General features: G+C 47.8%; 15 protein-coding genes. 5 read left to right on the top strand and 10 right to left on the bottom strand.

The features are described 5' to 3' along the window. Positions 1-3: 3 nt before the first annotated feature. Positions 4-285 carry a hypothetical protein gene (locus tag ACEN86_RS13000; protein ID WP_495631052.1) on the bottom strand — a complete coding sequence of 94 codons (282 nt, stop codon included), beginning with the start codon at positions 283-285 and terminating at the stop codon, positions 4-6. 355 nt (positions 286-640) lie between these two features. Here ACEN86_RS13000 and ACEN86_RS13005 point away from each other — a divergent pair, with 355 nt between their 5' ends. Further along, entirely contained in the window at positions 641-880 is a 240-nt protein-coding gene (locus ACEN86_RS13005; RefSeq protein WP_127199767.1) for a hypothetical protein, read from the top strand. 66 nt (positions 881-946) lie between these two features. Here the strand turns inward: ACEN86_RS13005 and ACEN86_RS13010 are convergent, their stop codons facing one another. The 5 genes from ACEN86_RS13010 to ACEN86_RS13030 all read right to left on the bottom strand — a co-directional run bounded on the left by ACEN86_RS13010 (position 947) and on the right by ACEN86_RS13030 (position 4678). After that, positions 947-1084, bottom strand: a complete 138-nt coding sequence (locus tag ACEN86_RS13010; protein WP_495631053.1) for a hypothetical protein — start codon at positions 1082-1084, stop codon at positions 947-949. Between the two features lie 124 nt (positions 1085-1208). Then, on the bottom strand, positions 1209-1772 hold the full coding sequence (locus ACEN86_RS13015) for a ferric reductase-like transmembrane domain-containing protein (protein WP_495631054.1): 564 nt from the start codon (positions 1770-1772) through the stop codon (positions 1209-1211). 28 nt (positions 1773-1800) lie between these two features. Next, on the bottom strand, positions 1801-2808 hold the full coding sequence (locus ACEN86_RS13020) for an FAD:protein FMN transferase (protein ID WP_495631055.1): 1008 nt from the start codon (positions 2806-2808) through the stop codon (positions 1801-1803). Next, a complete protein-coding gene (locus tag ACEN86_RS13025; RefSeq protein ID WP_495631056.1) occupies positions 2805-3263 on the bottom strand; it encodes a hypothetical protein in 459 nt (152 codons plus the stop codon). Before ACEN86_RS13025 ends, ACEN86_RS13020 begins: the two co-directional genes overlap by 4 nt. Positions 3264-3466: 203 nt before the next feature. Next, entirely contained in the window at positions 3467-4678 is a 1212-nt protein-coding gene (locus ACEN86_RS13030; protein ID WP_495634300.1) for an MFS transporter, read from the bottom strand. Between the two features lie 190 nt (positions 4679-4868). On the opposite strand from ACEN86_RS13030, the gene ACEN86_RS13035 reads away from it, so the two are divergent. Beyond that, on the top strand, positions 4869-5624 hold the full coding sequence (locus ACEN86_RS13035; RefSeq protein WP_495631057.1) for an alpha/beta hydrolase: 756 nt from the start codon (positions 4869-4871) through the stop codon (positions 5622-5624). Between the two features lie 103 nt (positions 5625-5727). Here ACEN86_RS13035 and ACEN86_RS13040 read toward each other — a convergent pair whose 3' ends face one another. Together ACEN86_RS13040 and ACEN86_RS13045 are read right to left on the bottom strand one after the other, a co-directional pair. Then, complete coding sequence (locus ACEN86_RS13040) at positions 5728-6231, bottom strand: DUF3939 domain-containing protein (RefSeq protein ID WP_495631058.1); 504 nt, start codon at positions 6229-6231, stop codon at positions 5728-5730. Between the two features lie 125 nt (positions 6232-6356). Then, entirely contained in the window at positions 6357-6953 is a 597-nt protein-coding gene (locus ACEN86_RS13045) for a DUF2087 domain-containing protein (RefSeq protein WP_495631059.1), read from the bottom strand. A 182-nt stretch (positions 6954-7135) separates the two neighbouring features. Here ACEN86_RS13045 and ACEN86_RS13050 point away from each other — a divergent pair, with 182 nt between their 5' ends. Both ACEN86_RS13050 and ACEN86_RS13055 read left to right on the top strand, forming a co-directional pair. Then, complete coding sequence (locus ACEN86_RS13050) at positions 7136-8128, top strand: YpdA family putative bacillithiol disulfide reductase (RefSeq protein ID WP_495631060.1); 993 nt, start codon at positions 7136-7138, stop codon at positions 8126-8128. A 5-nt stretch (positions 8129-8133) separates the two neighbouring features. Beyond that, positions 8134-8586 (top strand): DUF441 domain-containing protein, encoded by a 453-nt coding sequence (locus ACEN86_RS13055; protein ID WP_495634301.1) that lies wholly within the window; start codon positions 8134-8136, stop codon positions 8584-8586. 85 nt (positions 8587-8671) lie between these two features. Here ACEN86_RS13055 and ACEN86_RS13060 read toward each other — a convergent pair whose 3' ends face one another. Beyond that, positions 8672-10417 carry an ABC transporter ATP-binding protein gene (locus tag ACEN86_RS13060; RefSeq protein WP_495631061.1) on the bottom strand — a complete coding sequence of 582 codons (1746 nt, stop codon included), beginning with the start codon at positions 10415-10417 and terminating at the stop codon, positions 8672-8674. 125 nt (positions 10418-10542) lie between these two features. Between ACEN86_RS13060 and ACEN86_RS13065 the strand changes: the two genes are divergently transcribed. After that, on the top strand, positions 10543-11061 hold the full coding sequence (locus tag ACEN86_RS13065) for an ADP-heptose synthase (protein ID WP_495631062.1): 519 nt from the start codon (positions 10543-10545) through the stop codon (positions 11059-11061). A 50-nt stretch (positions 11062-11111) separates the two neighbouring features. Here ACEN86_RS13065 and ACEN86_RS13070 read toward each other — a convergent pair whose 3' ends face one another. Next, positions 11112-11420 carry a HesB/YadR/YfhF family protein gene (locus tag ACEN86_RS13070; RefSeq protein WP_495634302.1) on the bottom strand — a complete coding sequence of 103 codons (309 nt, stop codon included), beginning with the start codon at positions 11418-11420 and terminating at the stop codon, positions 11112-11114. Positions 11421-11537 lie beyond the last annotated feature (117 nt).

Genomic DNA, 11537 nt, shown 5'->3' on the forward strand with positions numbered 1-11537 from the left:
GTATCATATTCCTTCATCAATTGTACTATAAGTACGCTGTATTCTGACAAAAGCCCCCTCCATTAGTCCGCTATCCCCTACTCCGCTTTGATTCGAAATTGGGAACCATGGACCCTCCGGCAGCCTGCCTTCAAGTATATATCTGACATTCTCTTCATCTACTAACGGTTGATATGCAAGTTCTTGCTGAAGCAGTCTAAGCAGGTCAAAGGCCTTAGTCTCCGGGGAGAAATCAATGTCGAACCAGTCTGCCTGATCTCTGCCTTTACATACGGTTACAATCACGAATGCTACCCAGCCTTTCGATTCAATTTCTATTAAAAGCAACTATGTTCATAATCATATCACTGTTGACCACTAGATGGCTTGCTGCTCTAACTTCATTTGTTACAAAATGCCCATAAAAATGGGTAATTTCTCTTAGTTTCATTTGAGGCTGTTACTTTTAATATCACATATACGTATCTAAATTTAAGAGGATAGAGCGTCAGCGGAAGCATTTCAGGGTAAACAGCAAAAAGAGACAGCAAGTGTCTCTCATTCCTCCATTTATTTAGAAAGTTATAAGGTTCTTTTAAGCTTATTTTAATAATTGTGTTTTAGTATTATATTATGAAACCACTGTATAGAGGTGATTAAAGTGAGAATCCTGATTAAATTCCAAAACAACACGGTTCCTGTGTACTTTGCAGCAGAGAGCAAACAACCCATTCAACGAACAATTAAACTTTTGACAAGCGCACTTGAGAAGAAGTTCACAACCGGCAAGAGAGCACTTAAGAAATGTTTGACGTCATTGATCAGTATTGAAATTGAAGGTTCAGAAGCCATTCTTCACAGCAAGAGTGAATTTGATTCCTTAGCTCTGTCTTTATATTAAATTTCAAGAGAATATAGCATGAAGGAATCAAGCAATCGCTGCAGCTAGAGGTTCATGGAGAGCAGGTTAACCCGCTGTTCTGTGGACCTCTTCCTCATGCCAAGCTTTCTCTACTCGAATGAGAAATAAAGTTAGCAGATTACGACGGACTAATTCATGTTTGCACTTCTCCAGCTTTTTTAGTATAAAACGGTCAATAGCCATTACGCCCACCTCCTAAGAGTTAGTGAAACCGGGTAAAGGAACTTTTTTCCTCTGACCCGGTTACTTGTAATTTAACCCGTTTATTTGATTTTAAACGCTGCGGTAAGATTAGTTGAAAAGCAGCCTATTTCGACATTTTCACTTGTCCTGACCGGCTCCCTCTCAAGGTCATACGGTACACTGTCATGCCAATCAAGCCTATTCCCGTGAGTGCATACATCAGCTTGGCTGCTGCAGTTCCCGTGTCACTGCCTGTGAATAACCCGTGGAACAGGGCCATGAAGAATATAGGATAAGACAGCAGATGCACCGCATACCAGAGCGGTTTTTTTATTTTACTTCTTAGATCGCTGGTCAGCAGCAGAATTAACATGCCGTATACCGCCAGTGTTCCAATACCGTACGCGACCGGGTGAGTGGGAGCCTTGAACGGAACCCAGATTTCCTTCCAGGTGAAAGGACTGTACTGGTCAACATAGATGATCATTCCGTGTGCCAATCCTATGAGGAAGCCTGCCCAGGTTGAGCGGGTGTGCCATTTAAAGAGTGCTGCTTTGGTCCTGCCAGCAAAGGAAGGCATTCCATGCAGAATACCAAGCATCATCCCGGCGAACAAAAGCAGATACGATACAATCCCCGATACCCTTATACCTTCCCATATGGGCAGACTCATTAACCAATCCGACATCTTGATTCCTCCTTATACCCTGCTTCTATTAAATTTGAATCTCATGTATGCAATCCGGTTCTAGCTTAGTTGTGATCAGATCAAGCTGCTCTTTACGTCCCCGGAAATGTATTTGCTGTTCCTTGTCCACCCAAATCATGGTATGGGTGAGACTACAGCGTCTAAGCCAGTTCATTCCTTCTATGCTGCCAAGGATACACATGCTCTTCGCTATAACTTCACATTCAGATACACGGTTTCCGATTACGGTGCACTGTACTATATCCCCCACTGCAGACTTACCCGTTCGCGGATCGATCAAATGATGAACCAGCTTGCCATCCGGTCTGGTCCACCTTCTCTTGGTACAGCTTGACGTGGCTGCTGTTCCGCTGTGCAGCTCCAAGCTAGCTATATTATTGTCCTGATGGAAGGGGTCCTCAATCTGAATGGTCCAGGACTTTCCCGCAGCATGGCGATTCCAGACAGCCAAGTCCCCGCCTGCATTCACGCAGAACGCTTCTACTTCAGACTGTGTACGAAGCCAATTGCTGATCTCCTGCACACACCAGCTTTTGACTATCCCTCCAAGATCGAGGGTTGTACCCGGATCTCTTCGGAACATGCGGGTCACGGGATCAAATAACCATTTTCTAGAGTGGACGGGTTCCCCTAAAGATTGGCCATTCTTATGACCTTCCAGGGACGTCTTAACCTCTTCAAAAGTTCGATCATATCCCTGTCTTTGCAGCTCTGGGAGAACGGCGGGTTCAAAAACACCTTCGGTGAGTCTTATGAACTGCCGTGATAGATTCAGTACCTCGGACATGGCAGCCGATACGCCCACCCATCCGCTGGAGGCATTCAAGGTACAAAGCTCGCTGGCGGGAATAAACCGGCTAAAGCGTCTCTCCTGAACCTCGAACCAATTCTGCACCTTTAAGGCAAGGGATCTGAATTGACTCAGCTCCGGTACCGCTAAATGAACTTCAATCCTGGTATTCATGGCCCGAAACTCGGCGGTCCAGGCTGGCGAAGCAGTCTCTAGCGCACTCATGACCCACCTGACCGGGTCTGAAAGGATGACGAAGGCGCCTGGTCGGTGAACCCGCCATTCGAGCTGCCTGCAGAGCTGTCATTTGGGATTTCGACATAGCTACCCCCGGAGCTGTCATCTGAGCTATCCATGGCGCCGCTGCCAGAACTGCTGCTTGAGTCCCCGGAAGAGCCATTCCCCTCTTCCCAGGATTGAAATTCTCTATGATGACCCCGGTGTCCATCCTGAGGCTGGAATTGATGCTCATCCATATTATTTTGCCAATCATTGATCGCACTATCTGAATCGGTATTGTCCGACTGATCCATAGCTGTCCCTGCACTGTCCAGAGCAGCAACCTGCTGGTGTGCGGTTTCAAAAGCAGGCGTCATCTTGAGCCACTGTAATGCCAGGCCTGCTGCGAGAACACCGGCCGCGCTCGCTTTCCATTTACGCCATTTATCTTTTTTTGCCATAGTATAAGTCTCCTCTCTGTATGAAGCTTTGTGACTAAAGATAGTGTACTAACCTTAGCTTAATAATCGCTGAATGCACGCTGAAGAATTGCCCAAAATGACTATCCCTAACAAAAAAACCGCCCTTAGCAGGCAGCCTGAATTTCGGCTTTCCTATCTAAAGACGGTTCTTAATCACATCATTTGTTCATCAAAGTAACTTGTTAGGACTTGGAAGCAGCCTGCTTCCTTAGCATCCTTCTTCTTAATGGATTCAGCTTCAATACCCAGGCGGTAATCAACAGCAGCAGACCGTTAAGAACAAATACGAACGAGATGGGTATAAATCCAGCCGCCGCACCTCCTGCTATCGGACCAGCCATGCCTCCAAGCTGATTGGCAGACTGATTCAAGCTGAACGCCCGGCCTCTAAACTCCGGCGCGGTTGTTTTGACAATCAACGCGTTCAAGGAAGGATACACCGCTGCGAAGAACAGACCATACATAAATCTCAGAATTCCGAACCCGTATAAATTGTGGAACACGAGCTGAAGCAGGTTACCCACACCTCCGCCGACCAGCCCAATAATCAATGTATTCTGGTAACCGATCCGCTGGCCTATCTTGCCCCATATGGGGGCCGCAATAACGGTGGCGATACCAACAGCCGAGAAGATAATTCCTGAGCTCAGGGAAGCGTCCCCCATCGAAGCACCCAAATCTACAACATAAAGCGTCAATAGCGGTTCGAGCACCATAACCGAGGTGGTCACAATAAGCACAACCGTCAAATGGCGGATCAGTGGACGGTTCGCAATAGCCTCCTTGAAATCATCCAGCACATGGGACCTGGCTTGATCGCGGTGGAAGTTCTCCTCTTTGACAAAGAACAAGGCGATCAGCGCAGAGATCAATACGACGCCTCCTGCAGCCAGAAAGCATTCCCGGTAACCGATATACTTGCTCAGAACTCCGCCGATCATCGGTCCCACGATGCTCCCTGCCGCCCCCGCCGTGGACATAATCCCAAGAGAGTAACCGACATTTCTCTCCGGCGTATTGGTTGCCACAAGCGCAATGGCAGAAGGCACATAACCGGCCAACAGGCCGGAAAGAATACGTACGCCCAGAAGCTGATAGGGATCCTGCACGAGTGAAGTCAGAATATATACCCCGCATAGACAGAACCCCGAACGCAGCAGCATCGGCTTGCGTCCATATTTATCTGAAAGTGAACCCCAATAAGGAGCAATTAAAGCGCCTGCGAGAAAAGTAATTCCGAAGGTCAGTCCGGACCATAGGGTTACATTCGTGCTTACCCCTAAATCGTGGCTAATGAACAAGGATAGAAATGGAATCACCATTGAATATGCCATACTGCAAAAGAATACACCGCTCCAGAGAACATAAAGATTTTTTCTCCAGGAAAATTCCATTTTGTTCACCTCTGTCTCTCTTCCCTGACGTGCCCGGGAGACTTAATCTTAGCCAGCTGCCAGCATAGCATTTTGTTCAGCCGCACAATATAATAAAATTGGACTATTCTTTATATACTAAAACTTTTTTATATTTTTTCACAGAGTTTCATACATTTTTCACAAAATTATTTCAAGGGGATGCTATCACATGGCACTGATTCAATGCAGATTCTACTCGGAAGTTCTTGGACTCCACACCTCAATGACCGTCATTTTGCCTGATCCCGCTTCAGATTCCGATAAACGTTCGGAAGTCTACCCTACTTTATATCTGCTTCATGGTCTATCGGACGATGACACCGCATGGACAAGACAAACTTCGATTGAACGATATGTATCCAAATACAGAATAGCCGTGGTTATGCCCCAGGTGCACCACAGCTTCTATACGAATATGGTTAGCGGCGGGGCTTACTGGACCTTCATCAGCGAGGAGCTGCCGCGGATCGCTCGCTCCTTCTTCCCGCTATCGAGTGCTAGGGAGGATAACTTTACCGCAGGCTTATCTATGGGCGGCTACGGGGCCTTCAAGCTTGCTCTCAGTCATCCTGAGCTTTTTGCAGCCGCAGCAAGCTTGTCAGGAGCTGTTGTTGTAGAGTCGATGAAGGGGCGGGCTCCCGAGCTGTATGCCCAAATCTTCGGAGACAAGGATATCCGCGGTACTAAGGATGACTTGTTCTATTTGCTCGAGCGCACCAGTTCGCAAGCTGGGGCCAAGCCACAGCTGTACCAGTGCTGCGGAACCGAAGATTTCCTCTATGAAGACAACCTAGCCTTTAGAGATGCACTCAGCAAATCAGGTATGGATTATATCTACGAGGAAGGCCCTGGAGACCATGACTGGGATTACTGGGATGCTCGCATCCAAGACGTGCTGGCCTGGCTGCCTATTAAGCATCGATAAACCGGCGTTCACCTGCAATAACTACAGAACAGGGCGCCCGCAAGCAGATCATTCTGCTTGCGGGCGCCCTGTTCATTAAGCAGCCAACATCCATTCCAAAAGATCACATTTCGAGAATCATCACTGAGGAATCCTGCTGAACCCCATTCATACCTGCTCTTTCAGGGCGGTGGGTCAGCATCAGCTCCTGCTCGGTAACATACAGCGGAATTGTTGGAAGCTCATTCAAATAGTGCTCATTCATCAGCACTTTGAAGTCTACCTCGAACTCCGGAGAACCCTGAATTACCGGCAAATTTCCTGTCTCGGTCACATAGTCGTCCACGGCATTTTGTACCAAATCCAGAAAGTAGGGGATATGCCGTTCCTCTTCGGGAAAAATCTCGTAGGTCTCCCGGGAGAGATAGAATTTCTGATCGGATACACCGCCTAGATACCGGCTAAGCCTGGATAGATCTATCGTACCATCACTTTGCAAGAGTGACATCCGGTTGATGGGTGTCGGCATCTCATCTTCATACTTGAGCACGGCTCTTCTTACGTCTTCGATTGTTACATGTATGGCGGTACGATTCGTGCGGTTGCGTTTATTTTTCCAGAACAACATAATGGATACCTCCCTGTTATTCATCATTGTCAGGAAGCGCTTACATTATTATTGTATCCTGAAAATTATTTTTTGCATATGGTTAATCGCTAACTTTATGCATTTTTCGCAAAAATATTTTCGTATTACTTAAGCGATCTCCAATCAGTCCACATTTCCCGCGGATTAAGCTCATACTCCTCATTCTCCCTGTACATGAACTGGTGCATGATCAGCTCCCGTCTAAGGGTGGCGTAATCCTCATGCATGGGTCTGATGAATTCGTTAATTTCTCGCTCGCTATATTTGTGACCAGGGGCAAGCTTCGATACCATATACTCGAGTACAATCAGCTTCTTCTTAAGCTGTGCGGGAATCTGCTTCAGCTGGCCTTCCTTGGTAAAAAAATTGCGGAGCACCGACTCCTTAAGCGAGTCATTCTTATCCTCCATTCCTTCCACTATCTCCTTCTTCTTAAATATGAATTGCTGCGTAGCGAGAGCGTGATTCTCGATAAAATAACGGTTGAGCGAGAAGTATACCGTGTTCTTCTCCCTTCGCTCATTCAGCAATGAGACTTGCCGAAGCTTGGCCGCATGATGGGTAATGGTTGGCTGCGACAAGTTCAGATGATCGGCCAGCTCCTGGCCGCTGGCCTCCCCCTCAGAGAGAAGCATTAACATGCGAAGCCGCGTCGGATCACCCAGCGCTTTGTGATAGGCAACAAGCTTATCCAGCTGCAATAGATTCACCCTTTCGTTTAGATAAATATCTAATTAGATAATAATCAAATTACTTACTCTTTGTCAACTCTGGAAATTAAGTTTCAATTGCTGTAGGATTAGAGTGTTTCAATCCAAAGGGTACCCGGTACCTATCGTGCCAAGAAAGCAGATTATTAGAGAATTATGAAGGAGGACTTCCATTGGAAGACGTAGTTATCATTGGTGCTGGACCTTGCGGGCTGTCCGCCGCCATCGAATGCCAGCTTCAAGGCTTGTCCGTACGAGTGATCGAGAAGTACAACATCGTTCATTCTATATATTTATATCCTACGCACATGCAATTCTTCAGTACTTCAGAGCTGCTTGAGATTGGGGGCATACCTTTCGTAACCCCGCTTGACAAGCCCTATCGTCATGAAGCTCTCGCATATTACCGCAGAGTAGCCTCTCACTATAATCTTCGCGTGAATTGTTATGAGGAGGCTCTCAGCATAGATCGTCAGCCGGATGGAACCTTTATGGTCAGAACCAGGACCTCATCGGGGGACCAAATGGAGTACCCGGCTCGTAATGTCATCCTGTCCTCCGGTTACTTCGACCACCCTAATATTCTGGGTATACCTGGAGAAGACACCGAGAAGGTGACTCACTATTTCCGGGAAGCCCACCCTTATACGGGGATGAAGGTAGCGATTATCGGGGGCAGTAATTCCGCTGTGGATGCAGCGATGGAGCTGCTTCGTGTCGGTGCAGAGGTTACGATTATCTATAGGGGTGAGGGGATTTCCTCACACATCAAGCCTTGGGTCAAACCTATCTTTGAAGCCATGCTTGAAAAAGAACGGATTCACATGCGCACTTCATCCCGTGTCGTCTCTATTCTCCCGGATCGTATCGTTATTGAATCTCTATCAGATGGAACAACGGATGAGCTCGAGAACGACTTCGTTCTTGCGCTGACAGGCTTTCGGCCTGACCGTAAGCTGCTGGCCTCGGCTGGAGTGCAAATGTCCGAAGACATGGACAAGCCGGTCTTCAATCCCGAGACGATGGAGAGCAACATCCCGGGCCTGTATATCGCCGGGGTCGTAGCATCCGGACGGAATGCGAATGAAGTCTTTATTGAGTCGGGCCGCGGACACGGCAAGCTTATTGCCAGACATATTGCGCAAGCTCCTCTGGCGGAGTCATAAACATGATGGCCCAGATTGATATTACGGCACTTCTTCTGTTATTTATGGCGGCACTGGGAATCATCAGCGGTAACATGCCCATAACGGTAGCCATGATTGTACTGCTGCTTCTAAGAGTGACCAAGTTGAATCAGGCCTTTCCCTGGCTGGACAAATACGGGCTAACTGCAGGAATCATTGTGCTTACGATCGGTGTGATGTCTCCTGTAGCCAGCGGTAAGTTGTCCCCACAGATGCTGTGGGCCTCGTTCTTTCACTGGAAATCACTGTGTGCCATTGCCGTCGGCATACTTGTAGCCTATCTTGGCGGCCGGGGTGCCTCCTTGATGACCAGTCAGCCAACCGTCGTAGCCGGCCTGCTGATCGGTACCGTCATTGGTGTCGCCTTCTTCAAAGGAGTGCCGGTTGGCCCTCTTATTGCAGCAGGACTGTTGTCCTTATTAATTGAGAGAAGCTAGTCATGCACTGCAAAAAAGCCTTCACTGCCCCTTTCGAGCGGCAATGAAGGCTTTTCACATTTATATGAGCTAACTGCAATATGTCTTACTGAAGATTCTGTATACTATATAGACCGGCGTAGACGCCTTCCTCGGCCATCAGCTGATCATGCGTTCCCGACTCGACTACTTCCCCGTCCTTCATGACATAGATCCGGTCGGCATGCGTGATCGTAGACAGCCTATGTGCCACAACAAGTGTAGTTCGATTCGTTGATAGCTCCCTCAGAGATTGCTGGATCAGATGCTCAGACTCAAGATCAAGGGCAGAAGTTGCTTCGTCCAAGATAAGAATTGGTGGGTCTTTCAAGAATACCCGGGCTATCGCAATCCGCTGCTTTTGTCCTCCAGACAGCTTCACACCCCGCTCACCTACTTCCGTATCATAGCCTTGGGGAAGCTTCATGATAAAGTCATGGGCATTCGCTGCCTTGGCGGCTTCAATAACCGCGTCCTCCTCTGCATCCGGATTACCCAGAATAATATTGTCTCTTACCGATCCGCTGAAGAGAAAATTATCCTGTAGCACCATACCTACATGGCTTCGCAGACTCTGCATCGTATAGTGCCGGACATCCTGTCCATTCACCATGATAGATCCCTGCTGGATATCATAAAATCTGGGGATTAGACCTACCAGAGAGGATTTGCCCCCGCCGCTCATTCCGACAAAAGCAATCGTCTCCCCAGGCTGAACACTCAGAGAAATATCACGCAGCACCCAGCCACCTTCGTCATGATACTTGAACCAGACGTTCTCAAGGGATACACTGCAGGAATCGGCCTGCAGAATCTCGGAATCGGGCTCGTCCTTCATATCATAAGGTTCCTTTAACAGCTCATGTACACGTTCCCAGGAAGCCGTGGCCTGAGTCAGAGTGGTTGATGAATTGATCAGGCGCTTCAAAGGCGCGTACAGCCGGTCAAGATAACCGAAGAAGGCGACAAAGGTCCCCAAAGTCAAATGTCCCTGAATCACTTGATAGCCCCCATAGCCAATAACCAGCAGCGGCGCAATGTCAGTCAGTGTATTGATAATGGCAAAAGTCCAGGCGTTCCAGCGGCTCTGGGCAAGCCCCTTTTGCAGAAAGGCTCCGTTCGTCTTTCCGAACAGCTTGCGGTCATACCCTTCCAGGGCAAAGCTTCGAATGACCGAAATCCCTTGAATTCGCTCGTGCAGATAGGCCTGAATCCCCGCCAAGGCAGCCGAGCGGTCTTTGGTAAGCTTCTTGAGACGTTTGTACAATATTTTTACAGCAAGGGCATAAAGAGGCATAATAGCAACAGACACCACGGTCAGCACCGGGTCCAGATAAAGCATAAAGCCAAGCACAAAGATTAGGGTGAACAGATCCAGCCAGACGTTCATCATGCCGACCTCAACGATATTCTTGGTCTGCTCCGCATCGTTAATGAACCGGGATATAATCTCTCCTACCTTGGTATTCTGATAATACCGCAGCGACAGCCGCTGCAGATGCTCGTACAGCCGGCTTCGCAGATCGAACAGGATCTTGGCCGTAATATACTGGGCGAAGTACTGCCGCGCATACTCTACAGGTCCGCGAACAATCACGAACAAGAAGAAGGTTCCCCCCAGTACCAGCATAAGCTGCTGAATCTGCTGCTGTACGGTCATGCTGTGATTCAGCATAAGATCATCCACTACATACTTAAGGATTAAGGGGAGCAAGGAAGGAATTCCGAACTTCAGAATCCCGATCAGCACGGTTACAATAATCCATTTCGTATAAGGTTTTACAAACACAAAATAAGCTTTCCATTGACTCAATAGATGCGCACTTCCCTTTGTTGTCATATTTGCGATTCCTGGATGAATTACGTACCCACGCTGTTTTTTTAGCCCTACAGTTATGATATACTCTACTGCATATATTGAAGAATGCGAGGAAATTCATGCCACATCGATTTGTTATTGAAGCGGTGATGTTAGCCATTTATGGGGAGATCACAGCCCCGGAGACACCCGTTGAATATATTGTACCGTATCCTACAATCATGGAGCTATATGAGTTTCAAAGCAGCACGGAGCACCTGATGAGCGACCCCAATGACGATCTGCACGTGAAGAGCAAAATTAACGAGCTGATTGCTTATTTAGAGGAGCCCCTTAACCGCAAGAAGCTGGAGCGTGCACTAAGTGTTCCTTGGTCTAAAAGCCCCTCTATCCTGTTAAGCAAGTCCGTCTCACTAACCGTAGTTCATGCTCTTGATAATGAACAGTATGGTGAATTCCTGGATCCTATCGAGACCGTTATTGTACTGTCTTCTCTTAAGGAGTCCACTCCCATTCTAACCGATCAGCCGGAAATGATCAGCCGGATTATTGAGGCGGAAATACCTGTACAGGTATTTGACATTCAAGACTTTCATTTCGCCCTGGAACCCATTGTTCCGGATTCACAGCAGACATAGTAACAGGCCCGCAGTGAGCGGGCCTGTTAGAGCTGCTTGATATGGCAAAGTTAAGCTGTCTTAGGTTTGGCCTTCACATATTTATAAGCGATATCGTCGGACGATTCTTCGTAAGTTACCTTCAAATCATAGCCTTCCAAATACCACAAATCCTGTTCTTCCATGTAGAACGTAATCCCTTCCGCCTCCGTTACACATCCCGGCGAACTTGGATTCTCGGTGCCAATACCGAGGGAAAATCCGGGATGAATATGGCCGCCGGCACTGTAGCGTACGAAGAAACGGATCGCCTGCCCTTCCTGAAGCTCCAATTCCTTTTTGTACCACTTTGCTGCTGAATCAGTAACGTGGATCATCAGTTTCATCTCCTTCGTTTTCTCTCTAAAGTGGAGCACCATGGGGTGTTCCTTAATGCTCTTCATACTCCATTGTAGACCAAGAGCCCCGGAATGCCAAACGTCCTTTTTTGGATACAA

Source organism: Paenibacillus sp. Paensp111 (assembly GCF_059492195.1).

Bases quoted from the DNA above. Each gene is read 5' to 3' on its own strand.
- ACEN86_RS13010 (WP_495631053.1), bottom strand. From the start codon at position 1,084: ATGGCTATTGACCGTTTTATACTAAAAAAGCTGGAGAAGTGCAAACAT.
- ACEN86_RS13015 (WP_495631054.1), bottom strand. From the start codon at position 1,772: ATGTCGGATTGGTTAATGAGTCTGCCCATATGGGAAGGTATAAGGGTA.
- ACEN86_RS13020 (WP_495631055.1), bottom strand. From the start codon at position 2,808: ATGAGTGCGCTAGAGACTGCTTCGCCAGCCTGGACCGCCGAGTTTCGG.
- ACEN86_RS13025 (WP_495631056.1), bottom strand. From the start codon at position 3,263: ATGGCAAAAAAAGATAAATGGCGTAAATGGAAAGCGAGCGCGGCCGGT.
- ACEN86_RS13030 (WP_495634300.1), bottom strand. From the start codon at position 4,678: ATGGAATTTTCCTGGAGAAAAAATCTTTATGTTCTCTGGAGCGGTGTA.
- ACEN86_RS13035 (WP_495631057.1), top strand. From the start codon at position 4,869: ATGGCACTGATTCAATGCAGATTCTACTCGGAAGTTCTTGGACTCCAC.
- ACEN86_RS13040 (WP_495631058.1), bottom strand. From the start codon at position 6,231: ATGTTGTTCTGGAAAAATAAACGCAACCGCACGAATCGTACCGCCATA.
- ACEN86_RS13055 (WP_495634301.1), top strand. From the start codon at position 8,134: ATGGCCCAGATTGATATTACGGCACTTCTTCTGTTATTTATGGCGGCA.
- ACEN86_RS13065 (WP_495631062.1), top strand. From the start codon at position 10,543: ATGCCACATCGATTTGTTATTGAAGCGGTGATGTTAGCCATTTATGGG.